Source organism: Candidatus Saccharibacteria bacterium, assembly GCA_016700375.1.
Classification (GTDB): Bacteria; Patescibacteriota; Saccharimonadia; order Saccharimonadales; family UBA4665; genus JAGXIT01.
This window is the reverse complement of record CP065016.1, coordinates 620,658-644,721: the sequence shown is the minus strand read 5'-3', so window position 1 is coordinate 644,721 and position 24,064 is coordinate 620,658. Positions and strand designations below refer to the sequence as shown.

Genomic DNA, 24,064 nt, shown 5'->3' with positions numbered 1-24,064 from the left:
CTAATTATGATACAATATAAATTGTATGGCTGAAATTTCACCTGTTGATTTGTGTGTTGTAACTGATGTAGATCGGACTTGCTATAAAACAGGTTTTGCAAAACTGAAGTTCCTTCTGGCGGTAGAGGAAGAAGTCGGCGTTCCGACGACTGAGATATCACGCGAGGTGGATGCAAGACGCGACCAGGGCAAAACGACACAAATTACTGACTGGATTAAAGAAATCGGCGCCGCAAAACATCTAGATAATGTATTTCAGCGATTTGTCGATACAACATCTCCGGAAGAAGTACTTTACGAAGATTTCCAGCCGTTCCTGGATGCAGTTGAAGAGTCTGATGTTGCCGTGGCGGTGCTTTTGACAATGGGGCCCACGCTTCATCAAGAAGCAAAAATCTGTACTATGGGCATACAGAATCGGTTACCATATGTGATAGTTGATCCAGAAATCACCCCTCGGGCTGATGTTAAAGATTGGCAGGTTCGTTCCTGGCGTCATGCGGATAGTGGACTAATATATCCTCCACAGCCCCGCCCAATATTATGGAGTGGAGCAGTCGCAGTAGTACCTCCAGCTCGAAATGCCATAATGGTTGAAGATAAATATCAGGCATTTGGCACCGGGAGTTCACGTCCTGAGCCAAATAATGCTCCTGGTATTGGGGGGTTTTGGATTGATAGGCCTGAGGAGAGAAGGAGAAGCCTTTCTCAAGCCGAAAGAGATATGCTACCGGAATCCATTGTATATGCTGAGGGGCTAAACGCTGTAACGGCGATGATTAGAGACCTTCATGCGCACGAGGGTCATCCTATGTTTCGACAATTTACCACAAAATAAATGTGTTGTGGTGAATACTACAAAATAGGGCAAATATATCCTTGACTTGTGGAGTTTCGACCTATACAATAGGCAGCTAGTGCTTTTGAGGTCTCTATTTAGTGTCTCTCAATCTTGTTCATTAAAAATTGAATAGTGCAACGTCCCCTTTTTACGAGGGGGACAATCAACGTCAGTTCACATTTCCGGCTTTTGCCGGAGTGAATTGTTTTAGAAATTTCGAATCATAGATTCATGAAAGTAAGTCAGATTCAATCTGGCGCTAAGACAAATTCTTTTTTGAAGAGTTTGATCCTGGCTCAGGATGAACGCTGGCGGCGTGCCTAATACATGCAAGTCGAGCGGTAAGGCTCCTTCGGGAGTACACGAGCGGCGGACGGCTGAGTAACGCGTAGGAACGTACCCCAAACTGAGGGATAACTGCTCGAAAGAGTAGCTAATACCGCATGTGCTCTACGGAGTAAAGCTACGGCGGTTTGGGAACGGCCTGCGTACGATTAGATTGTTGGTGAGGTAATGGCTCACCAAGTCGACGATCGTTAGCTGGTCTGAGAGGATGATCAGCCAGACTGGGACTGAGAACGGCCCAGACTCCTACGGGAGGCAGCAGTAGGGAATTTTCCACAATGGACGAAAGTCTGATGGAGCAACGCCGCGTGCAGGATGAATGCCTTCGGGTTGTAAACTGCTTTTATCTGTGACGAATATGACGGTAGCAGATGAATAAGGATCGGCTAACTCCGTGCCAGCAGCCGCGGTCATACGGAGGATCCAAGCGTTATCCGGAATTACTGGGCGTAAAGAGTTGCGTAGGTGGCAGAGTATGTCTGTAGTGAAAGCGTGTGGCTCAACCATATACACATTACAGAAACTGCTCAGCTAGAGGGCGAGAGAGGTTACTAGAATTCCTAGTGTAGGAGTGAAATCCGTAGATATTAGGAGGAATACCGATGGCGTAGGCAGGTAACTGGCTCGTCCCTGACACTAAGGCACGAAAGCGTGGGTAGCAAACGGGATTAGATACCCCGGTAGTCCACGCCGTAAACGATGGATGCTAGCTGTAAGAGGTATCGACCCCTCTTGTAGCGAAGCTAACGCGTTAAGCATCCCGCCTGTGGAGTACGGTCGCAAGACTAAAACATAAAGGAATTGACGGGGACCCGCACAAGCGGTGGAGCGTGTTGTTTAATTCGATGGTAAACGAAGAACCTTACCCAGGTTTGACATCCTTGGAATTTTGCCGAAAGGCGAGAGTGCTTTATTGAGCCAAGTGACAGGTGTTGCATGGCCGTCGTCAGCTCGTGTCGTGAGATGTTTGGTTAAGTCCATCAACGAGCGCAACCCTTATAGTCTGTTGTATTTTTCAGGCTAGACTGCCCCGGTAACGGGGAGGAAGGAGGGGATGATGTCAGGTCAGTATTACCCTTACATCTGGGGCTACAAACACGCTACAATGGCCGGTACAAAGGGCAGCCAAGTCGCGAGACGGAGCAAATCCCATCAAAGCCGGTCCCAGTTCAGATTGCAGGCTGAAACTCGCCTGCATGAAGTCGGAATCGCTAGTAACGGTAGGTCAGCTATACTACCGTGAATACGTTCCCGGGTCTTGTACACACCGCCCGTCAAACCATGAAAGTCGGGGGTACCTGACGTGTGAGCTTCGTCTCGCCCTAAGGTAAACCAGATGATTGGGGTTAAGTCGTAACAAGGTATCCGTACGGGAACGTGCGGATGGATTACCTCCTTTCTAGGGAGAAACTAACCTGCAAACGAGTAATCAATGCAGAGTTAGGTCGATGTCGATGGATTGTAAATCAGTACTGACAATCCAATTTCCGGCGCAAGTCGGACGACACATTCAGTTTCTGAACCTTATGTGATAACAACGTTGATTGCACTATTCAGTTTTTAATCAGGAAAGCACTGATACAATCTGAATGAACAAAGAAGGCCATCACTTGCGAGAGGCCTTCTTTTCTGTTGACTATAATCGTATCACTATGATACGATTATTATCTATGAATGATACGAATAATATAGTTCTAAGCTACTTCGAGAAGGGTAAAAGCTACTCTTCGTCAGAGATACACGCCCGTAGCGGGAGAAAAACATCTCTGGTAACTATAAAACGTAGCCTTTCGAATCTGTTGGCCGCGGGGTATCTAGCGCGAATTGGTGCCGGACGGTCGATACGATATACGTTAGAGCGCAAAGGACTACTGCTCCGAACGTTTGACGTGGATACCTACTTGGGAAAACCACAGCAAGACCGGATAATGCAGACGGGCTATAACCATCATCTATTTGAGTTGCCCCCAGTTACAATGGTGGGTGAGCAAGAAAATGAACAGCTTGATAGCGCGACAGAAAGTTATCGAAACAAAGCGAATGAGAATAGCGATGTTCGCAAGCGTGAATTGGAGCGTTTTGTTGTAGAGATGTCATGGAAATCTGCCCGGATAGAAGGAAATACATACACACTACTCGATACCGAACAGCTACTACTTTATGGCATAAAGTCGCCAAAAAATACTGAGTTTGAGGTGCAAATGTTGCTCGGGCAGAAAGCTGCCTTTACATTTGTCTATGAAAATCTTGAGCTTTGGCACGAACCAAGCGTCTCAGCAATAGAAAAGATACAGGAGCTTGCCGTCTCAGAATTAGGTGTTGCCCGAAATTTGCGACAGACGGTTGTTGGCATAACTGGTACAGAATATGTTCCTCTCGGCAATGCTTTCCAGATTAGAGAGGCATTGGAGCAGCTACTAGTCTACGTCAACGCAATTGATTCTGTTTACGAAAAAGCGCTGATGGTTGTATTGGGTATGAGCTACATACAGCCCTTTGCCGACGGCAACAAAAGGACAGCTCGTTTGCTCGCAAATGGCGTTTTGCTTGCAAACGGCTATGCTCCCATATCGTACCGTGCGGTAGACGAAACGGCTTACAAAGAAGCCACACTCATTTTCTACGAACAAAACTCCATTGTCCCCTTCAAGCAACTTTTTATAGATCAGTACATCTATTCCGCCACACACTACAACATCGCTGCAATGTGAACTACTAAGCATATGGCAACTTCTTTATGAAGTATTGTGATGTTTAAAATAAAATGCAATCGAGAGTAATAGCTCAAAATTACGATCATGTGAAGCTAATGAGAGTGCCGTTTCATGGGGTCGACAGTCTTGTTGAAGCCAAGGTATACTAGACTTATTATGCAACCAAGAGAATTTCCTAGTCCAAAAAACCCCATAGAAGTGAAGCCCTCATTTATAAAACGATGGCGCACGAACGAATCGTCATTGACGTTTTTCGGTGTCCTAATGCTGTTGTTACTGTCTGTAGCTATAGCAAAGTATGTTCCGAACACTCCGGAAAAACGGTTAGAGCGTGAAAATACTCGGTTGCAGGTTGAGCTTTCACGGGCGAGGGTAGACATTACCCGTGCTAGATACGATGAGAATACTCGAAGATACCCAGCCGCAGCATATGTACCTTCTGCGACCGACCCGGAAGCGATTGAGCTCGAAAAACTCGCAGTGAACTATGTGTGCGTAATGGTTGGTCACAACTGTGCTGCTGCAAAAGCGCAGGTAGAGAAAATACAAGCATATGAAGCGACTCAAACGGGCTCAGCACATGCGGTCATTACTGAGCCGCCTTCAACGCATAGATATCACCTCTATTTTGTTAGACGCAGTGGAAGCCCTGGGTGCCAGTTTATTTTATGTGGGATGAGACAAAACCTCCACAAGAAATAATGAATCGCTACGCCCTAAGCCCAGAAGTCTTCTAGGCTAACCTAGGCCTGTTTCTGCAGCATAAATTGGGGCTATTCATAGCGTTGGCTGAGGCGGATGTTGCGGAGTTTTTGGGCGAATGACTTCTTCTGTGAAGTTTGTGATGCTTTTTTCTCTGCTGCAGCGGGACGCTCAAAGAAGGCTATGGGTTCGGAGAGGTGAGTCGGGTTGGCCTTATGGTCGGCACGGGTGAAGCCGTTTTTTAGGTGGTATGCCTTTAGTTTTTCGTTATCGGCTGGGGCGGTCAGGCGAAGGAATTGACGGCCATTTTTGGCAACCTCCTTGCAAATGAGGTCTATTATTTGGCTACCCACGTTTTGGCCACGCAGCCCAGGCGCAACGACAAAACGATGTAGGTACCCGGCGACAGGGGGTTGCTGACCCCAACGCCCAGGGTCGTCCCAGAACAGCATAAATACCGCTACTATGTCTTCTTCTGTGTAGGCTACGTACATATTGCCGCCAGCAATAATGGCCTTTAGCTGTTTTTCGTCAGTGGCAGCTTCGCCCCAGGCAAGGTCGCCCCGATACATTTTGCTTCGTATGCCATGTTCGAGTATGGCTCGGATATCTTCTATGTCTTCGTCGATTGCCGGTGCTATTCCTATGTTCACGCGTATCACTATATCAAATTTTCCAGCCTCCGTGCTTGTTTTTAAAGGTGTATTCCGTTAAAATACTGCGGTAGTTTGGACGAGGGGTGATAGCTCAGTTGGCTAGAGCACCTGCTTTGCAAGCAGGGGGTCCGGGGTTCGAGTCCCCGTCACTCCACCAAAGTAGCTTTCTGTGGTTGCAGGAAGGGAAGCCCGAGAACAAATGTATTCCATTTGCGCGGTGCGATGAGAAAACCTGATGAAAGGTGTCTCACTACTATCATGGGGGCGCAGTGCCTCAAGCACAGCGTCTCCACCATTTATAACCTAGGGCGATATTTTAGCGGTTAGCTAAAATATATACTGAACCCAAATCGCGGAATAACTAAAATAAAAGCGATATGGCGTGAGGTAATATTAGCTCAGCTGGTTAGAGCGCGTCACTGCAAATGACAGCTGAGCGTTAGCGAAGCAAATTTACAAATTCAATCAATTCTAGCTGATGGGCGATTAGCTCAGCTGGTTAGAGCGCGTCACTGATAATGACGAGGTCGGAGGTTCGAGTCCCTCATCGCCCACCAGCTAGAACTGATTTACAAATCATTTTCTCCCGAGGAGATAATGACGAGGTCGGAGGTTCGAGTCCCTCATCGCCCACCAAGAATCAAAAATCCGCGTATGCGGATTTTTTTGTGATATATATTACACAATCGTCAAGCAGTATCAGAGGCGAAGGTGTTGCAAAAATGACTACGCGGTTGGCTTGACCGCCTCTGTAAAAGAGAGTAGAATTGTACGGATGCTTGAGTTTAGACAGTGAGGCTTCGGTAAGACCGACCAAACGGAAATAAACCGCCAAGCTTTAAGCTTAAACTCAAGCTAAAAACGCATCGTCATCTTTTCTTTTTCGAAAGATACGGACAACGGTGAAGTGTCTTGAGTCGCAACTTAACAAGTTGAAATGTTAGAGAAGAGAATTTGTTCGCTCGACATCGCTCGGGGTACCCCCTCGAGAGTTACAGCGAACAAGAAAGCAAGACTATTTGTTTTTACGAACAAATAGTCACAGTAGACAAACGGCTATTGGAATAAATTAGAGATAAGAGGCATGATTTAAGAGATAAGATTCCTTAACTCTTACGTCTTAACTCATAACCCTGATTTGTACATACCAATAACTAGTCAACACGAGCGTTTATTTTTACGAGTAAATGTTCGTGATTCGTCCGATAGTTCTTTAAGAACCATCGGACAATTGCACAAAAACGGAACAAACGAAGTTTGTTCTCGTCAAATCAAACTCTGACTTTTGACGGATTTATTCCGGCAAAAGTCTGTCCACTAAGGAAAAAGAGCAGCGAAGCGACGGGAAAAAACGTAGTTTTGTCCCGTTATTCGTAAAAAGTTACTCAAGCGCACACAACGGATGCCTTGACATGTAATACCGAAGAAGGACGTGATGAGCTGCGAAAAGCTCCGGGGAACAGCCAAATATGTTTTGATCCGGAGATGTCCGAATGGGGAAACCCGGCTAGAGTAATGTCTAGTCACCGCTATCTGAATATATAGGATAGTGAGTAGGTAACCGCCTGAACTGAAACATCTTAGTAGGGCGAGGAAGAGAAAGTAAACAACGATTCCGGTAGTAGTGGCGAGCGAATCCGGAACAGCCCAAACCTATTTTGCTTTTGCCTGGTAATTTATTACTGGCAAATAAGTTGGTAGACGAATGTAAATTAGGGGTTGTGACATTGCAAACATCCTTGTGTGGGAGTCCGCTTCTGCGGGAGTCCACACGAGGCAGCTAGATCTACCAGTGTCTAGCATAAGGTTAGAAATTGATGAGGCGAGCAGAAGCAGTTGGAAAGCTGCGCCATAGACGGTGATAGCCCGGTACGCCAAGTTTCATCAACCTTATATTTGCAAAGTGTCTTGCGAGCAAGACACAGACGAAAGAGACAAGAGACAAGAGACAAGAGTGGAAAATGCCAGCAGCGTAGCTGCTGTTTTATAAACTCGGCAGAGCCGAGGCAAGCTACTCTTAACTCGTGACTCTTAACTCATGACTCTGTGCCTCGCTTGCGAGACACGGTTGTCGAGTAGGTCGGGGCACGTGAAATCCTGACTGAATCTGGGGGGTCCACCCTCCAAGGCTAAATATATTACATGATCGATAGAGAACAAGTACCGCGAGGGAAAGGTTAAAAGAACCCCGGGAGGGGAGTGAAATAGAACCTGAAATTGTGTGCGTACAAGGAGTCGGAGCGGGCTCTTCACTGCGTGAAGAGCATGTAACCATTGACCTGTAACATGTCACATAGAATTACCATGTAACTTGTAACGTTTGAACCTTAATCGTTACACAGTAATGGGTAATCCATTGTGACAGGTGACAGGATAAAGGCTAATTGCTCATCATTAGTGATGAGCTCGTGACGGCGTGCTTTTTGTAGAACGATCCAACGAGTTATTTGCTACGGCAAGCTTAAGTCATATGACGTAAGCCAAGCGAAAGCGAGTCTGAATAGGGCATTCAGTCGTAGTAAATAGACCCGAAACCAGGTGACCTAACCATGGGCAGGTTGAAGCGTCGGTAAAACGACGTGGAGGACCGAACCGTAGCGAGTTGCAACACGCCCGGATGACCTGTGGTTAGCGGTGAAATGCCAATCGAACCTGGAGATAGCTGGTTCTCCTCGAAATAGCTTTAGGGCTAGCGTTGTACGGTAGCTGGTAGGGGTAGAGCTCTGTTTCGGACTGGGGGTCGCAAGATTACCCACCCTTGACAAACTACGAATACTATCAGTGGAACTACAGCAGTTAGAACGGCGGGGCTAAGCTCGTCGCTCAAAAGGGAAACAGCCCAGATCACCATCTAAGGTCCCTCAGTCTATGCTAAGTGGGAAACGAGGTGGGGTTTCTTAAACAACTAGGATGTTGGCTTAGAAGCAGCCATTCATTTAAAGAGTGCGTAACAGCTCACTAGTCAAGAGACCCTGCGCGGAAAATGTAACGGGGCTAAGCATAGCACCGAAGATGTGAGAGCGATGCATGGCATCGCGATTACCATGTAACTTGTAACATGTCACCTAGGATTACCCTGTAACATGTAACCATTGAGCTTCAATCGTTACACGCCAATCGGTAATTCATTGTGACATGATAATTGTGACATGATAATTGCAATGCTGTGCATTGCTCGGTAGAGGAGCGTTCCTCTCAGCGTTGAAGTTGAACCGTGAGGTTTGGTGGAGCGTGAGGAAGTGAGAATGTTGGAATGAGTAACCATAAGGCAGGTGAGAATCCTGCCCACCGAAAGAGCAAGGTTTCCTGGGCCACGGTAATCGTCCCAGGGTTAGTCGGTCCTAAGCCGAGGCGCGTAGCGTAGGCGATGGACAACGGGTTAATATTCCCGTACTGGCATGTATTTGTTATATGTGCGCGGCATAGTAGTAGGAGCGGATTCATGGTTATATCCGTCTAAGTACGAGAAATGCGTACGAATGAAACGACCATCAGGTTGAATTCTTATGAAAGTGCTGACTAGAAAAGCAATATAACGCGTGGTACATGCCATCCGTACCGCAAACCGACACAGGTGCTCAGGTCGAGAAGACCAAGGTGTACGAGTGATTCTTCGTTAAGGAACTCGGCAAACAAGCGACCGTAACTTCGGGATAAGGTCTGCCCCCTCACTCTGTCTACGACAGGTGAGTTAGCCAGTTTTCTTTTTGAAAACCTGTCTCAGCATGTAAGTTTATAACTTCTTACAGTGAGACAAATCGAACAATTTTTAGAGACATATCAATTAGAAAGCTGACCTCTAAAGCTCACTATGCGAAAACTGTTCTTATAGCCCAGAAGGGAAAAAGAGCAGCCCGAGCAAATGTATTCCATTTGCCCGGAGCGATGAGAAAAAACCGTAGGTTTTGTCTCATTAGCGTAGCTAGAGTGAGGGGGCCGCAGCTAAAGAACCCATGCAACTGTTTACCAAAAACATAGGTCTGTGCTAACACGAAAGTGGATGTATACGGGCTGACGCCTGCCCAGTGCTGGAAGGTTAAGGGGAGTTGTGTATGCAGCGAACTGAAGCCCCAGTGAACGGCGGCGGTAACTATAACCGTCCTAAGGTAGCGAAATTCCTTGTCAGGTAAGTTCTGACCCGCACGAATGGCGTAATGATATGGGTACTGTCTCAACGAAGAGCTCGGTGAAAGTGCATTGACGGTAAAGATGCCGTCTGTCCGCAGCAGGACGAAAAGACCCCGTGCAGCTTCACTACAGCTTGGCATTGAGCCGGGTTATAACATGTGTAGTATAGGTGAGAGGCTTTGAAGCTGAGACGCTAGTCTTGGTGGAGCCACCAGTGAAATATCACCCTTGTTATGATCTTGTTCTTACGGGAGCCGCAAATTGTATACAATTTGGGTTGTGTCACATGTAACCTGTAACGTGTCACATTGGATGACCATGTAACCTGTAACGATTGGAACTCAATTGTTACATGGTAATTGTTAATTCATGCGTGACAGGTGACAGGATAATTGGTACACAAGCCGAAGAAATTGCATGCAATTTCCGGCTTCCGGACCGTGTCTGGTGGGTAGTTTAACTGGGGCGGTTGCCTCCTAAAGAGTATCGGAGGCGTTCAAAGGTTAGCTAACTACGGATGGAAATCGTAGTGATAGTGTATACGCATAAGCTAGCTTGACTGTGAGGCCTACAAGCCGAGCAGGGACGAAAGTCGGAGTAAGTTTTCCGCTGTCAGTACATTTGTACAAGAGTGTGGTATCGGCAGCGCTTTCGGATAAAAGTTACGCCGGGGATAACAGGCTTATAGCATCCAATAGTTCACATAGACGATGCTGTTTGGCACCTCGATGTCGGCTCATCTCATCCTGGGGCTGGAGCAGGTCCCAAGGGTCCGGCTGTTCGCCGGTTAAAGAGGTACGTGAGCTGGGTTCAGAACGTCGTGAGACAGTTCGGTTTATATCCGCTGTGGACGCAAGGAAATTTGAGAGGATCTACCCCTAGTACGAGAGGACCGGGGCGGACGCACCGCTGGTGTATCAGTTGTTCTACCAAGGGCATTGCTGAGTAGCTATCGTGCGGAATAGATAAGCGCTGAAAGCATATTAAGCGCGAAACTAGCCTCAAGATTAGATTTCCCCATGATCCCCCAGAAAGACTATCTGGTTGATAGGCGCAAGGTGTAAGCATGGCAACATGTGTAGCCGAAGCGTACTAATAGGGACATTGACTTTTTACGACCTATGAATCGTGCATTTTTGTGCATGGTTCATAGGCAAAAAGTGCATTGACTAGTTATTGGTGTGGTTTTACCATACCGGTAGCAACGTTTGTTCAACATTGCTAGCTCTTTTCTAACATCCGTCTACTTGTAATGGACATCGACACCGACTGTGACATCACCTCGGACTGAGGGAAAAGAGCAGCCGGAGTCGGCGGATTTATTCCGCGACCCCGCGCGACGAGAAAAACCGTAGGTTTGTCTCTGTTATGTCGGTGCCCATAGCGAGAGGGAGATACCTGTTCCCATACCGAACACAGCAGTCAAGCCTCTCAGCGGTTACAATACTTGGGTCTTCTAGCCCTGGGAAAATAGCACGGTGCCGTTTTATGATTAAGCCCTCCATTCGTGGAGGGCTTTTTCTTTATCCAGGACTCTTGCAAAACGGCACATTATGGGCGAAAAACTCTGACTCCTCGCTCCGTCGTACTGCTAGTACGACTACGCTGTGGTGCTCGTTTTTCATCCCAGACTACACCATTTTGCAAAAGCCCTTTAGTAGAGTGTGTACTCTAATCGGGCGAGGCACCGTGCTATTTTCCCAGGAAAATGAATATTCAAAATAGCTACAGCAGTACTTTTGCTTGAGCCATTTAGTAAAAAATATTAGAAAAAGAGCTTTTTGTTTCAGCCGTGCTACTTTGCCGACATAACGAAGCAGGACATTTCTTGCAACGCGTAAAAGTGTTATGCTTATGACAGTATGCGTAAGAGAGAAATTCCTGCGGAGAATGGCTTTACCTTGCTTGAACTCCTTGTATCTATGACAGTCATAGGAGTCATGAGCATAGGGTTTTTTAGTCTTTTTACTGCCCTTGTCAGCAGTAGCACATTGGCAAAACAACGTTCAGTTGGCAGCACGCTTGCAAACAATCAGATGGAATATCTACGATCATTGCCATACGATAGTCTTGCGGTAAGTGGGGGTAGTATTATTTCGAGCTCATATATACCAGCTACAACGACGAAGAAGATAAATGGCATAAATTACACCATAACAACGAGCATAAGTTATGTCGATGATGCATATGATGGCTGTGGCCCATATCCAAACCTCGACTTAAAGAAGAAATATTGTCGTAATTTCTCATCCCCAGGAAATAGTGCAGGTAACAACCAGTTGAATGACACTAATCCGGGAGACTACAAACTTGCTCACGTAGTTGTGAAGAACTTAGGAGACACTCGTTTAGCAGTTATGGATACGCATATAGCTGCTCGTGTAGCAGAAACGGCTAGTACAACTGGCGCATTATTCATTACGGTAACCGATTCGGCTGGCAACGGAGTTTCGGAAGCGACTGTTAAAGTTACAAACACAACAATTACTCCAGCGGTAAGCGTTTCAGATTCCACTGACGCAAACGGTATAGCTATTTTTTATGGTTTACCACCAGATAGTGGGCTCGACTATATGATAGAAGCTCAAAAAACTGGCTACTCTAGTATTCAATCCATTCGTCCATCCGGATCGCTTCAGCCGACGTATTCAAGCCAAAAGATTCTTTCTCAGCAGTCATCGTATCTTGCTCTTGTTATAGCGCCTACGGATACCAACAGCCTTATCATTGAAACGACCAATACGTCAGGTGCGCCACTCGGTAATGTTAAGGTTCAGGTAAAGGGTGGCTACAAAAAATACACAACGTTAAGCGATACCTCGTACTACTTTGATAATTATTTGCCCGTGGATAGCCGTATTCTTACTGATGCAAACGGTATGGCGAGCCTGACAAGTCTTCCTCCCATAAACAGCTACTTTTTCTGCGGGACCAATGGCACTGGCGGTTGTGCGGTAGGCGGTACGGCGTATTATCTTGCTGCAGCCGTGCCCTATGGAGGCACGAACAGCCTTTCTCCTATTACCGTCCCATTGGGCGACCAACCAAATCCGGTCACGTTTCCTTATGATGGGTCTGAATACATCCAGAAGGTAAGGCTTATCCTTACGAACAGTAGTTCTTTCCCGCGTGTGTTTAGTATGAATCCAGATACGATTAACCTGAGTGATAATCTCCAAAATGTAAAAGTAGTATTTACCGGTGCGAACCTCACGAACGCAAACGCGACGCTGACACAAAACGGAACAACGTATAGTGACAATTCGTGCGTTGGTAGCGCTACCCAGTTAACGTGTAACTACGACTTAAATGGTGTGACGGCGGGCGATGTTCAGGTTACGATACAGAATGCAAATGGTACGCTCGTCTTGCCAACCATACCGCTTGGAGGTTTTCGTGTTAAGCCCTAAGCAGCGGGAAGAGCAGGGTTTCACCATTCTTGAAATGGTGGTCGTCATAGCACTCATTGGTGCGCTTTCAGTCATATTCTTTGTCGTTTTTAAAACCACTCTTGTTAGCTATCTTGACTTGCAAAAACAAGCAACAAGCTTTGGTCAGCTGAGTAGCCAGGCCGATAGAATCGCAAATGTTCTACGAGGGACCACGAGTATTAGTAGCGCTGGCGATAATGACCTCACGGTCTACACATACTTCTACCCGTCTGACGTCTATGTTTCGCAAGTGAGATACTATGTTGTTAACGGTGCGACCAAGCGTTTGTACGCCGACTTAACCCCGATGAGTGCAAACCCCCCACTTGGCACGCTGCAAACAGATAAGAAGAAAAGCTTCGTTATTATTGACAACTTCTATCAAGCGAGTGGCGGCAAGCTGTTTCGCTATACGAATGCAGTTGGCGCAGCTCTTGCCACTCCAGTTACTGATTTAAGCGTGGTCAAAACCATACAAATAAATCTTGCTACGCAGCTTGAAAACGCGCGTTCACAAGATATAAATGTGCAGGTGCTCCTGCGGAACAAGAAGAATAACCTATGAAGACGCTGGTGAGAAAACAAGGTTACTGCACGAAATTTTTACCACATAATGAAGCTGGCTTTACCCTACCAACCGTATTGTCATTCATTATCGCAATGTCAATCATTACGTCTACGGCCATGATGGTGGTGATGAACAATCTTACTTCGAGCGGGATTATCATTGGCCGTCAACAAGCGCTCCACATCGCCGAAGCCGGAGTTAATTATTATCTATGGCATATGGCACATAACTCTAGTGATTATAGGGACGGTAACACGACCCCAGCGACTCCGGACGCAAACCTAGGCTATGGGCCATACGTACATGATTACGTCGATGCAAATACTCAGAAAAAAGGCACGTTTACGATATGGATTAAACCAAGCAGTTTTGGCTCTACCGTTGCTACCATACGCTCAATGGGTAAAACGAACGATGGGGTAACGAGAACGCTTGAAGCTCGGATAGGAGCAGCGTCATTTGCGAGTTACGGGCTATTGGCTGATGTAGAGTTTTGGTTTGGTGACTCAGAGACAGCGAACGGTCCGGTATTCTCGAATCAGGGAGTTCATATGGACGGACCAAATACAGACACTGTTGGTAGCGCCAATGATGACTATGTTCCCAAGGTAAGTTATGGGGGTGATGGCTCTACGAAAAACGGTGTATGGTGTAGTGCGAGTGTCATTAACCCAAATTGTGTAACTCGCGACAAATCAAACTGGCTCTACCCTCGACCAACAATAGACTTTAACCAGGTCACAGGGGCATTATGTACTATGAAAAAAGTTGCTTTTGCGAACGATACCTCAACTGCTGGATATGCAAACCAAAATAACCCTTGCAATCTTGCGCCAGCGGCCCGAACTTCTGCATACATACCACGCTATAGCTCAAGTTCATTCAGTACTCGTCGGGGTTACTACATACAGTTGAATGCTAATAATACCTATGACCTATATCGTGTCAGCAATGAAGACGATACGCAGACCGATTACACAACCGCACTGACACGCACTGTTGTAGAAACGGGAATTGCATTACCGACTTCAGGAGTGATATTTGTTGAGGATAACGTCTGGGTTCGAACTGCATCAACCTTCACGGGCCGTGTGACTATAGCTGCCGGACGGCTTGGAAATGACACCAATGCTGCCGACATTAACATTGCCGGTGAAGTTCGTTACGGCGCCAAGAACGGAACAGACGCTATCGGTTTTGTTGCTGAAAATGACGTATTGATTGCTCCCTATGCAATTCCAAGAACTGGGGCATTTACATTTGAAATCGACGCTGCAGCACTCGCTCAAAGTGGTTCAGTGACATACCCAGATGTGTATAAGGTTAATTCTAGCCGGTGCACGCGCGGTTGGGTAAACCCAGACCAGAAATTTGTATATTACGGCTCCGTTGCTACCAGGCAGTATTGGACATGGAATTTTACACGCGGAGGAGCATGTGGTGATGCAGCCTATAGCCCGTCATTAAATCGATATATATCCGGCGTACGACAAACATCAACGGACTATGATTACAACCTATACTATGCGCCACCCCCCAGTTATCCCATTACAGGTGGTTACGATATTTTGAATTGGCGAGAAGTTATCACGAAGCCGTAGAGCAAAAAGTCTTATTGTTGTGAAAAATAATTGCATGATGTAAATTGTGCGAGATAATCTTACAACAATAGCATTTTAACAGGGGTAAAATAGCGTATATTATACAGCAAAACACTGGTCATAGACGTTGACTGCCCCTGACTGACCCCCGTATGATGAAGTGGTATCGCTTTGGTCCCACAAAGCATTACAAATAAAAAACAAATAAAAATAAAAGGAGTTACGCATATGCGTAAAAAGCTTAGTGCACTTGTAGCTCTCTTTGTCGCAGCTGGTGTTTTGCTACCAACGGCAGCATTTGCCGCGACAAATACGAGCCTTTCACAAGTCATCAACCCAGGCACTCTCACGATTGATATCGTCGATGGTTCTGGTGTATCTGTTGTGAGCCCAGCGGTGGCTTTCCCAACAACAACATTTAGTTTCTCGTGTCAGACCCAGACCGCAACGTTTGGTACTGCTTCGCAGAAGGTTAAAGTTAGTAACCCGGTACTTTCTGGTGTAAAGGTTGACATCAACGCTCAGACCCCAGCTTCAGACAACTGGACAAATGGTTCTGAGACATATAGCTATAAAGACGCTGCAGGCTCTGGCTGTACAAACGGTCAGATGAGCATTAGTGGCGGTACGTTTACTCAGACTGCTGGTGCAAATGCTCCTACACACACACTGCCTGGCGGTGCGTTTAGTAGCACTTCTCCTGTAACGCTCATGAACAACACGAGCACAACTGCCTGGGAAGGTGAACTGACTGGTTACACGTTGAGCCAGAAAATCCCTGCCGAACAGGCCGATGGTAGCTACAGCCTTACGATGGTTGTTTCAGCTATTGCTCAATAAACCAAAAGCGGTTCTAGAAAAAATGATTGAAAGCATGTACAGTAAAGAGCAAGATGAAAAAACGCTTGCAAACGTTGGGACCACTGCTCGCTGTAGGCATCCTGCTCTTTACCCATGCTTCAGTTTTAGCTCAGGCCGGTTCAATCGGCATAGCTCCCGCCAATCCGAAGGTTGGTAACCTTCGTTCTCGAAGCATTTTTATACACACCTTAAAGGGTGGTGAGACGGTGGAGGATGGTGTTCGGGTCTTCAACTACACAAAAGAACCTCGAACGGTGAAGATTGATGCGGTTGACTCTGTCGCTGCAGTCGATGGTTCGTTTTCTTGCAAGCAGAATAGCGAGAAGAAGACAGATGTAGGCCAATGGATACGGCTCTCTCGGAATGAGGTTGTTGTACAGCCAGGAGAAAACGAGACCGTACCTTTTACTATCACTGCTCCAAAAGACGCTGGTCCGGGTGAGCACGGAGCCTGTATTACTGCACAAGATACAAAAAATACTGGCTCAAAGAAGGAGGGTGGCATTGCGCTTGGTTTTCGTAACGCTATACGAGTCGCAATAACGGTTCCAGGTAAAATTGTAAAACAACTGACAATACAAAAGGTTGTAGTAGATCGGAACGAAAAAGGCAACTACACCGTCTCGCCAGTCAGTAAAAACACTGGAAATGTATCGCTCGATGTGACGACGCGCGTACAGCTAAGGAGCGTTTTTGGCCAGGAGACGCCAGTTCAGAAGGCAACCTATCCGGTTATTGCGGGCGCAACGACAGGGTGGGCGTTTGAGTTTAAGCGACCTTTTTGGGGTGGTATATACAAAGCGCAGACTTCCATTGCGTACGATTCAGATACAAATACTGGTATTGGTGATGCGACCGGTCAAGAACGAAAAGTCAGAGCAGCCACTGGCTATTTCATTATGATGCCAACCTGGCAGGCGCTTGCGGTGGAAATTGCGGTACCGTTTGTGCTTATTTTTGCACTTATTACGTTCCTATATCGACGAAAATTGCGCCGCATTGCACAAAAACGGCTCCATAAGTATACCGTCGTACCGGGAGATACCGTTATGTCGATTGCGGAAGCGCATGGGATTGATTGGAAGCAGCTTGCCAAAATTAATTCCATCAAGCCGCCATTTCTTATCGACTACGGCCAGGTGCTGTTACTGCCTCAGCCAAAAAAACGCTTACGGCGCAAACGTACGGCTCACAAAGGCTCTTGGGTAGTTGATGCCGCTGCGCCGCCTCAGCTGGCTGCTGAACAGTCTCAACCGTCGCCAGTTGCGCCTCCACCCCCTGTGCCCTCATCGGTACAGCCTGAAACCGCCTGGCAGGCGCCAATTGCACAAACGCAGCCTTCTGCGCCGGTGCCTGAGCGCTATCCTGTACCGCCGCATGTTCCAAATCCGGCATTTCCCGAGCCGGAGGATGCTGAATTCCCGGACTGGCGCGAAGGCGCAAGCGACGAAGAACTGCGTAACCTCGGTGTTCTAACCGATAGCGGTGCAGTACCGGCCTTAAGCAGTTCTTGGAATCTTGAGGCAGATGAACCTGAATCGCCAAAACCAAAAAAAAGCACCCGAAAAAAGGTGGCTAAACGTGCGCCACGGAAAACTCCAGCAAAACGCTCTGCGAAGAAGTAATTGCCGCAAACATTATCAGGGGTGCTATACTGTGTTTGCGCTAATGCTTATGGGATTGTTGAGAATGCAGAGAAACACACACAAGCGGTATTCGGGTAGTATCAAACTTTCACAAAGGCTGGGTGTTTTTGCGGTCGTGCAAATACTAGTACTATCACTTCTTTCTGCACTGTTCATTACGCCTAAGGCATATGCGGCAAACTTTAGTATGCGCACGGGGTACTACCTGGGTACGGGTAGTTCAAAAACCATCAGTGGTCTGGGCTTTCAGCCGGAGCTTGTGATTATTAGGGCGTCTACGACTGCTGGCGTTGGGGTTTTTAAAACGAGTGCTATGGCTGCAGCAAATACTGCATTTTTTAGTGCCACTGCAGACAATACTGCGACGGCCATCTCCTATACGCCCGATGGTTTTACGGTGGGGGCGCTAGCGAACGTAAATAATGCCAATGTTTTGTACCGATGGGAAGCCTTTAGTGGTTCAGACTGCTCCGCGACAGGCTATTTTTGTGTCGGTACGTATACGGGAACTGGTGCTGCAAGCCGCACAATAACCACAGGGTTTCAGCCCGATATGATTACAGTCAAGCGCTCAACTGCTGTGGGCGCACATTTTCGCACAACTGCTATGGCCGCAAACAGAACCGAGTTTTTCACGACAACTGCTGCAAACACAACCGGTGCGTACATAGCAAACAGTACTGCCACGGGCTTTACTGTGGGGGCAACAGATAATGCTACGGGAGGAACGTACAACTACATAGCCTTTCGTAGTGGTGGCGGTACGTTTGCGCAGGGGTCATACACCGGCAATGTCACGGCGGGTACGAATATTACGGGGCTTGGGTTTCAGCCCGATACGGTAGTCATAAAAAACAGTACTAGCGCTACTGCGAACAATCGCCGTTCAATCATCTACACCGATAAACACTTCGGTAATTTAGCGAGCTACCTCAGCGATTCGGTGGCAGATGCGACAAATATGGTGCAAGGAATGGTAACTGATGGCTTTACTCTTGGGGCTGGCAGCAACACAAACGAGAGCGGCACCACGATGTACTGGTTTGCATTTGGTGGGGCACCGAGTTTTGGGAGCGCGAGCGGGTCTTTTACCATGGCGCAGGGGACGTACACTGGCAACGGTGCAGCGCGGTCGGTGACAGGAATCGGTTTTGCCCCAGACCTTGTGCTCATAAAAGACAATGCGGCGAACCATGCAGTTTTTCGTATACGTCAGATGCCCGGCGATGCGACAGCTTACTTGGGTTCTGCGACGGCAGATTTTACGGGGGGTATTACTTCGCTAGATGCCACGGGTTTTCGCCTGGGTACGAGCACGGTTGTGAATACGAATGGCAACACATACCACTGGCAGGCGTTTGGTAATGCGTATGAATCAGATACGAACAGTGGCGCAGCTGACTTTGCGACAGGGGTTTACTATGGCAGCGGGCTCACCGCGCGTCCGGTCGCGGACATACCATTTCAGCCTGATTTCGTTGCCCTGAAGCGCAATAGCACAACTGCTGGGGCATTTCGCACCAGTGCGCAGGCTGGCGATCTTACTAGTTTCTTCGCCGCCACGGCGGAAACGGCAGGTGTTGTACAGTCCCTGAATGCTAACGGTTTTACCGTGGGAACAAATGCAGCGTCAAACACGAGTGCATCATTGTACCGCTGGTTTGCGTTTAAATCGGGTACGAACTTCAGTGTCGGTACATACACCGGAACAGGGGTTGCGGGGCGACAAGTGACGGCGCCTTTTTGGTTTGACCTCGTATGGGTGAAACGTTCGACAGCAGTTGCTGGGGCGCAGCGGCCATCTACACTTACGGGTGGTAACGCACAGTATCTTACGAACACAGCCAATGCCGCAAACCTCATAACAAGTATAAATGCCGGTGGTTTCACGGTGGGCACAAGTACCTCAACCAATACAAATGGCGGTACGTATCGCTATGCTGTGTGGCGCGTGCCGCCGACTGGTGCGCTTACGGTCGATATTGTGGATGCTGGCGGCATTACCGTTGCGTCTCCGTTGGTAAGTTTTGCTACTCAGGGACTGATTTTTAACTGCACGGAAAGTACCGCAGCATTGGGGGCCCCGGCGCAAAAAATTCGAGTAAGTAATATGACGGCAAATGCCAGCTGGGTGCTTTCAGTAGCACCAACGGCCGGACCGATAGGGTTATGGGATAATCCCGGCGCAACAGCTCATTACGACTTCAATGACACGGCAGGTACTCAGCCGGGGTGCGCAGATGGAGCAGACACCGATACGTACGCCGGGAAGCTACGGGTTGAACCATCTGCCGGCAGTATTACTCCCCAAGTTGGTTGCTCAATAACGAACGTCACCAAAGGAATTGATGAAAACTACGTTGAGGGCAGTGTGGACTCTGTTAATCTTTTAACCGCTGCGGTCGGCTCGAACACCGAATGTTACTGGGATGTTACTGGGGTGCCTGTGCGCCAAACAATCCCCGCCGAACAGATGCCGTCCTCGTACAGTCTTGGGTTAACATTAACAATCCTTGCACAATGAAAAAACGGCCAACAACTTGTCGCTTATTCACCACCAGAAACTACACAGCAAAATGGACAGACTATACGCGTTTGCGATATAAATATACGCCTGGCACCATGGTGGCCATGGTTTTATTGATGCTCATAGTCCTTAGTATCCCGGCGGGCGTCAATGCTCTTAGCGTAGTAAAAGTCAAGCAGGTGATACGGCAGATAAGCTGCGTACTTACAACAGTTATTCACAACGATGGTTCGACGAGCTATGTGCTGTCGCCTGGATGCGGGTATTTGGTTTCACCCCTAAAGCAGCAATCTCTCCCGAAGAATAAGTATGCATCTCCATTTGCGTTGCCAACTGAAGGTGAAGCCGCTAAGCTCTTTTTACGACAGCAGACTATATTTCTTTCGTCTGACCCTGCTTCTCAGCCGCCAGGGGGGTATGTACTGCTGGCCCCACCAAATACGCGCTACGCTTTTCGACTGACGGGTGAGTCAAGCATGCTGCACGACCGCACGCTGGAAGTTATCTCTGTCGACACTGACTCAATAACAGTACGTTTTTGGCCCGAGGGCAAGCAAGTAGTTATTACCTGAATCACGAAACTCCCTAAAGTAAATCGCGCCTCTGTTACTCTTGTAGTGGTAAAACAAACAGGAGAAAACAAATGCGCGAATTACAAAAACAGCATATCGTAGACGTGTACGTTTGGGTAGATGACACACTCCAACAAACCGCAGTCGGGAAAACTGGCAGGCCACCGGTACTGCGCGACAGTGAACTCATTACCATCCTCATCTGGGATGGTTTGACTGAAAGCCACCGACCACTCAAAGACCTATACAAATGGATTGAACGAGACTACCCAGACTACTTTCCGAAGCTTCCAAAGTACCAGAACTTTGTTGCGCAAGCGCACCGCAACCTAGAACAACTCGTCTACCTGCTACAACTGACATTACAGATCTCGTCGGAGGTGCGTTTCGCGGATTCTACTATGCTGCCCGTCTGTAAGCTCATTCGGGCCGAGCGACACAAGGTAGCCAAAGCTGTTGCTGCTTTCGGTAAGAACTGGCAGGGCTACCATTATGGTTTTAAGTTACACGCGAGTGTTGATCATCTCAACCGGCTCTGTGCGGTGGTGTTTACGCCAGCAGACCAGCACGACAATCAGGCCGAGGAACAACTTGCAAATGAACACACCAGGATACTCGTTGGCGACAGCCACTACGGTGGTAGCGTACAGCGTAGGCGGCTCTGGGAACAGTACAAAACTATTGTTGTTGCACCGCCCCATTACAAGCAACGAAAACAAGTCATGGCCAGCTGGCAACATCTGTTATTGACGCTCAGGCCAAAGATTGAAGCTGTCTTTGACTACCTCAAAGAGCACAAGCACCTCGTCACCTCATTCCCGAGAAGTGTGCAGGGGTACTTTGTCCATTATCTACGAGTCTTACTTGGCTACCAGATGAGGGTAGTTTCGTGATTCAGGTGTTATTCATTTGAATGAAACGGTAAAAGTGCAGGTAGCGTATGATGCGACTCCTGACGTCATAATGACACTCATGCAGCTGAACGCTGACGGAAGTGTGTTGTTGCGTGTGCGTTTTCCTGAGCAGAAGCAGCTTGCTGAGACCGCGAAAGGACAAGGTGATGTCTTTGCAGCAACTGTGATTGGTTTAGTGGCAACCACCCTTTTTATGTGCATCTATATTGATTATTGGCTGCTTGCCCGTCGGAAACTCCCACCCAAATATTGGTGGCTCGTACATCACCATGAGCCGTTCTAACTTATATAAACAGGAAGTGTTGACATAAGCAAATTGGTGTGATAGTATAAGCGTAATTCGAAAGGATAAGAGGGTTTCATCTGTTTGTGAAAGCAGGTGAGGCCCTTTTCTTTTGAAGCAAATATATCATATATGATTGCGTCAGGGTCCGACCCTGACGCAGAGACACTGGGAGGTGTTATCATGGCTGGAACAAAAGCAGGCGGCATGGCCGCAGCAGCAACCAACAAGAAAAAGTACGGCAGCGACTTCTACGCCAAAATTGGCGCTAAAGGTGGCAAAAATGGCAAAACCGGTGGCTTTGCCGCTGGTGAAGCTGGCCGCGAGCGCGCTCGTGTGTACGGTGCCATTGGTGGACGCATTAGCCGTCGCACGAAGAAGGCCTAATAGAGACAAACATGAGCGGCCCCGCTACGCGGTGACCCTTCGGCTTGTTTTCTCATTGTCCGGTCTTCTGCCAGAAGGCCGGACTTCTTTTTCAAGCAAGTTTCCATGACTGTCTCGGAGTGAACTCGAGACTATTCTTATATTTATGAGGTGAAATGATAAGAAGTTAAATGCGTTTATCGGGTGAAAAGTAAAAAATGTCATGAGTGTAGCGAACGAGGCGGCAGCCGAGCTTTAGGGGGAGGAGAGGGAATTCGAATTTAGTTCGAATTCGCGAGGAGGGGCTAGCCCCTCCTTCTATATGGTCGGCAGAGTCGGCTGCGGGTGACTCGCCAGACCGTTCCGCAATTGTGGCAGCTATAGGTGTGACGCGTCGTTTGTAGCGACCGCTCGAAGCAGGCCGGACAGGTAGCTCGTACATGCAGCCAGTCGCGGTAGCTGTCTAGGCAGTCTTCTATATAATCTTGGTCGAGAGAAACTCCATATTTTTTCGCTAGTTCATGAGCTTTTTCCCAGGCAGATATCTCCATTTGCAGTAGCTCTACATCACTCTCGTAGTCCGTGTGACGAAGCAGGGCGTGGCCTAACTCGTGTAGCATAGCCCATACCCCTCGTTCGTCGCCTAAGCGTGCTTTATTATATGCAATATTCTGCCTGCCGGCGTGCCATGAAAATTGCGTTGACTCCACGAATGACAGTTCTGGAAAATCGCGCTGAAGACGCGGTAAAATGTCGGAATATTTAGGCGTGGTGTTGACGGGCATAGTCGTAGCACCCATATATTACTGCTTCATCGGGTCGCTTTGCGACGACAATAGGAGGAATTTGAAGGGCGGGAGTTTCGTATTGTCTTAAGTCTGCAACGAGGGGTTTTTTGAACTTATGCAAATACCGACCAGCGCCGCCGCCAATAACAATTACCTCTGGGTTTAAGACGGCTATGAGTTCAATGAGCCCGGGTGTGAGTGTCCTGGCAATGTTGCCCCAGGCAATAGGGTCTTCAAGCTCGGAGGCCATTTTCCCGTATTTTTTTACAATTGCTTTTCCAGACGCAAAATCTTCCCATGGAGTGAGCTTTCCCCGGTGCGCAAGCAGCATGGTCCGGCCGCCACCGTCGCCAAGAGAACTATCTATGCGTCCGTTCACTGTAAGGCCAATGCCTATACCGGTACTGATGGTTATATACAGGACTCGCTCGTATGTATCTTTTAACAACATAGCTTCGCTGAGGCCGGCGAGCTTTGCGTCATTTTCAATAAGCATGGGGCACCGAGTGATGTTCTCTATGTCACGCGCAACAGGGATATTTTGCCAGCTTTCGCGGTTACCGAGCTGCTTAATACGCCCTCTCTTCCGGTCAATCGTGCCCGGTACCGCAACTGTGCCGGCACGAAAATCATCTGTTGACAAACTTTCAACAGCCTTCTGCAGTTCTGGGAGAAACTGTTCGTATTTTTCCGGTGTGGGGAACTTTACTGACTCAGTAACAATCCCTTCGCTTGTGACGCTCGCCACTAGTGTTTTTGTGCCGCCAATATCGATGCAGATGTACATCGGTTCCCTCCATTTCGTTGCTTTCAGTGTAGCATGACTTATACTGATGTGGCATGAATATTCAGCGCATAAAACACGATGTGCGAGTTTGTTGGCAGCGCTGGTCGGACCTTCCGCCGCTTCTCAAGCCATTTATACTGGTCATTCTGGGAACGGTTGCTGTCGGAGCGGTCTATAGAGAACTGACGGTCAGTCCACCCGCTAACGCCACGCTCGTACCAACGGACACCGTAACCCCTTTACCTCCAGACGAAAAACAGATATAATACACACAATCTTACAGGTTGAGGTGGCCGTAGGCCTTGCTTGCCGTTACCGAGCCCTGAAGAAATAC

17 protein-coding genes, 2 tRNA genes and 3 rRNA genes are annotated in these 24,064 nt (G+C 47.9%); 19 read left to right on the top strand and 3 right to left on the bottom strand.

The features are described from left to right. Nucleotides 1-25 precede the first annotated feature (25 nt). The 4 genes from IPP75_03305 to IPP75_03290 all read left to right on the top strand — a co-directional run bounded on the left by IPP75_03305 (nucleotide 26) and on the right by IPP75_03290 (nucleotide 4,602). Nucleotides 26-838, top strand: coding sequence for a hypothetical protein (locus IPP75_03305; protein ID QQS68931.1), 813 nt, complete (start codon nucleotides 26-28; stop codon nucleotides 836-838). A 276-nt stretch (nucleotides 839-1,114) separates the two neighbouring features. Then, a 16S ribosomal RNA gene (locus IPP75_03300) occupies nucleotides 1,115-2,585 on the top strand. Nucleotides 2,586-2,838: 253 nt separating this feature from the next. Then, nucleotides 2,839-3,897 (top strand): Fic family protein, encoded by a 1,059-nt coding sequence (locus IPP75_03295; protein ID QQS68930.1) that lies wholly within the window; start codon nucleotides 2,839-2,841, stop codon nucleotides 3,895-3,897. Between the two features lie 159 nt (nucleotides 3,898-4,056). Continuing rightward, nucleotides 4,057-4,602, top strand: a complete 546-nt coding sequence (locus IPP75_03290) for a hypothetical protein (protein QQS68929.1) — start codon at nucleotides 4,057-4,059, stop codon at nucleotides 4,600-4,602. Between the two features lie 71 nt (nucleotides 4,603-4,673). Here the strand turns inward: IPP75_03290 and IPP75_03285 are convergent, their stop codons facing one another. Then, nucleotides 4,674-5,255, bottom strand: a complete 582-nt coding sequence (locus tag IPP75_03285; protein QQS68928.1) for a GNAT family N-acetyltransferase — start codon at nucleotides 5,253-5,255, stop codon at nucleotides 4,674-4,676. A gap of 83 nt (nucleotides 5,256-5,338) precedes the next feature. Here IPP75_03285 and IPP75_03280 point away from each other — a divergent pair. The 14 genes from IPP75_03280 to IPP75_03215 all read left to right on the top strand — a co-directional run bounded on the left by IPP75_03280 (nucleotide 5,339) and on the right by IPP75_03215 (nucleotide 22,176). After that, nucleotides 5,339-5,415: transfer RNA gene (locus IPP75_03280), tRNA-Ala, on the top strand. A gap of 323 nt (nucleotides 5,416-5,738) precedes the next feature. Next, nucleotides 5,739-5,815: transfer RNA gene (locus IPP75_03275), tRNA-Ile, on the top strand. Nucleotides 5,816-6,632: 817 nt separating this feature from the next. Then, nucleotides 6,633-10,503, top strand: a 23S ribosomal RNA gene (locus tag IPP75_03270). 253 nt (nucleotides 10,504-10,756) lie between these two features. Further along, a 5S ribosomal RNA gene (gene rrf / locus IPP75_03265) occupies nucleotides 10,757-10,873 on the top strand. A 375-nt stretch (nucleotides 10,874-11,248) separates the two neighbouring features. Next, nucleotides 11,249-12,796 (top strand): prepilin-type N-terminal cleavage/methylation domain-containing protein, encoded by a 1,548-nt coding sequence (locus IPP75_03260; GenBank protein ID QQS68927.1) that lies wholly within the window; start codon nucleotides 11,249-11,251, stop codon nucleotides 12,794-12,796. Beyond that, nucleotides 12,783-13,382: a type II secretion system protein gene (locus tag IPP75_03255; protein ID QQS68926.1), complete on the top strand. Its 600-nt coding sequence runs from the start codon at nucleotides 12,783-12,785 to the stop codon at nucleotides 13,380-13,382. Before IPP75_03260 ends, IPP75_03255 begins: the two co-directional genes overlap by 14 nt. Further along, complete coding sequence (locus tag IPP75_03250; protein QQS68925.1) at nucleotides 13,379-14,986, top strand: hypothetical protein; 1,608 nt, start codon at nucleotides 13,379-13,381, stop codon at nucleotides 14,984-14,986. Before IPP75_03255 ends, IPP75_03250 begins: the two co-directional genes overlap by 4 nt. Nucleotides 14,987-15,214: 228 nt before the next feature. Beyond that, nucleotides 15,215-15,826 carry a hypothetical protein gene (locus IPP75_03245; GenBank protein ID QQS68924.1) on the top strand — a complete coding sequence of 204 codons (612 nt, stop codon included), beginning with the start codon at nucleotides 15,215-15,217 and terminating at the stop codon, nucleotides 15,824-15,826. A gap of 53 nt (nucleotides 15,827-15,879) precedes the next feature. Beyond that, the gene (locus tag IPP75_03240; GenBank protein QQS70125.1) at nucleotides 15,880-17,472 is read left to right on the top strand and encodes a LysM peptidoglycan-binding domain-containing protein; all 1,593 of its coding nucleotides are present in this window, start codon (nucleotides 15,880-15,882) and stop codon (nucleotides 17,470-17,472) included. A gap of 64 nt (nucleotides 17,473-17,536) precedes the next feature. After that, a complete protein-coding gene (locus IPP75_03235) occupies nucleotides 17,537-20,017 on the top strand; it encodes a hypothetical protein (protein ID QQS70124.1) in 2,481 nt (826 codons plus the stop codon). Continuing rightward, nucleotides 20,014-20,592 carry a hypothetical protein gene (locus IPP75_03230; protein ID QQS70123.1) on the top strand — a complete coding sequence of 193 codons (579 nt, stop codon included), beginning with the start codon at nucleotides 20,014-20,016 and terminating at the stop codon, nucleotides 20,590-20,592. Before IPP75_03235 ends, IPP75_03230 begins: the two co-directional genes overlap by 4 nt. Before the next feature lie 71 nt (nucleotides 20,593-20,663). Next, nucleotides 20,664-21,485 (top strand): IS982 family transposase, encoded by an 822-nt coding sequence (locus tag IPP75_03225; protein QQS70122.1) that lies wholly within the window; start codon nucleotides 20,664-20,666, stop codon nucleotides 21,483-21,485. A gap of 16 nt (nucleotides 21,486-21,501) precedes the next feature. Continuing rightward, nucleotides 21,502-21,789, top strand: a complete 288-nt coding sequence (locus IPP75_03220) for a hypothetical protein (GenBank protein QQS70121.1) — start codon at nucleotides 21,502-21,504, stop codon at nucleotides 21,787-21,789. 183 nt (nucleotides 21,790-21,972) lie between these two features. Next, entirely contained in the window at nucleotides 21,973-22,176 is a 204-nt protein-coding gene (locus tag IPP75_03215) for a hypothetical protein (protein QQS70120.1), read from the top strand. 284 nt (nucleotides 22,177-22,460) lie between these two features. Here IPP75_03215 and IPP75_03210 read toward each other — a convergent pair whose 3' ends face one another. Both IPP75_03210 and IPP75_03205 read right to left on the bottom strand, forming a co-directional pair. Then, nucleotides 22,461-22,955, bottom strand: a complete 495-nt coding sequence (locus IPP75_03210; protein QQS70119.1) for a hypothetical protein — start codon at nucleotides 22,953-22,955, stop codon at nucleotides 22,461-22,463. After that, on the bottom strand, nucleotides 22,918-23,730 hold the full coding sequence (locus tag IPP75_03205; protein ID QQS70118.1) for an ROK family protein: 813 nt from the start codon (nucleotides 23,728-23,730) through the stop codon (nucleotides 22,918-22,920). Before IPP75_03205 ends, IPP75_03210 begins: the two co-directional genes overlap by 38 nt. A 53-nt stretch (nucleotides 23,731-23,783) precedes the next feature. Here IPP75_03205 and IPP75_03200 point away from each other — a divergent pair, with 53 nt between their 5' ends. Next, entirely contained in the window at nucleotides 23,784-23,996 is a 213-nt protein-coding gene (locus IPP75_03200) for a hypothetical protein (GenBank protein ID QQS70117.1), read from the top strand. Nucleotides 23,997-24,064: the final 68 nt, after the last annotated feature.

What these genes read in the sequence shown, in the direction of transcription:
- IPP75_03200 (QQS70117.1), top strand. Translation starts at nt 23,784, where the DNA reads ATGAATATTCAGCGCATAAAACACGATGTGCGAGTTTGTTGGCAGCGC.
- IPP75_03290 (QQS68929.1), top strand. Translation starts at nt 4,057, where the DNA reads ATGCAACCAAGAGAATTTCCTAGTCCAAAAAACCCCATAGAAGTGAAG.
- IPP75_03205 (QQS70118.1), bottom strand. Translation starts at nt 23,730, where the DNA reads ATGTACATCTGCATCGATATTGGCGGCACAAAAACACTAGTGGCGAGC.
- IPP75_03215 (QQS70120.1), top strand. Translation starts at nt 21,973, where the DNA reads ATGGCTGGAACAAAAGCAGGCGGCATGGCCGCAGCAGCAACCAACAAG.
- IPP75_03230 (QQS70123.1), top strand. Translation starts at nt 20,014, where the DNA reads ATGAAAAAACGGCCAACAACTTGTCGCTTATTCACCACCAGAAACTAC.
- IPP75_03260 (QQS68927.1), top strand. Translation starts at nt 11,249, where the DNA reads ATGCGTAAGAGAGAAATTCCTGCGGAGAATGGCTTTACCTTGCTTGAA.
- IPP75_03295 (QQS68930.1), top strand. Translation starts at nt 2,839, where the DNA reads ATGATACGATTATTATCTATGAATGATACGAATAATATAGTTCTAAGC.
- IPP75_03245 (QQS68924.1), top strand. Translation starts at nt 15,215, where the DNA reads ATGCGTAAAAAGCTTAGTGCACTTGTAGCTCTCTTTGTCGCAGCTGGT.
- IPP75_03210 (QQS70119.1), bottom strand. Translation starts at nt 22,955, where the DNA reads ATGGGTGCTACGACTATGCCCGTCAACACCACGCCTAAATATTCCGAC.
- IPP75_03250 (QQS68925.1), top strand. Translation starts at nt 13,379, where the DNA reads ATGAAGACGCTGGTGAGAAAACAAGGTTACTGCACGAAATTTTTACCA.
- IPP75_03235 (QQS70124.1), top strand. Translation starts at nt 17,537, where the DNA reads ATGCAGAGAAACACACACAAGCGGTATTCGGGTAGTATCAAACTTTCA.
- IPP75_03305 (QQS68931.1), top strand. Translation starts at nt 26, where the DNA reads ATGGCTGAAATTTCACCTGTTGATTTGTGTGTTGTAACTGATGTAGAT.
- IPP75_03240 (QQS70125.1), top strand. Translation starts at nt 15,880, where the DNA reads ATGAAAAAACGCTTGCAAACGTTGGGACCACTGCTCGCTGTAGGCATC.
- IPP75_03225 (QQS70122.1), top strand. Translation starts at nt 20,664, where the DNA reads ATGCGCGAATTACAAAAACAGCATATCGTAGACGTGTACGTTTGGGTA.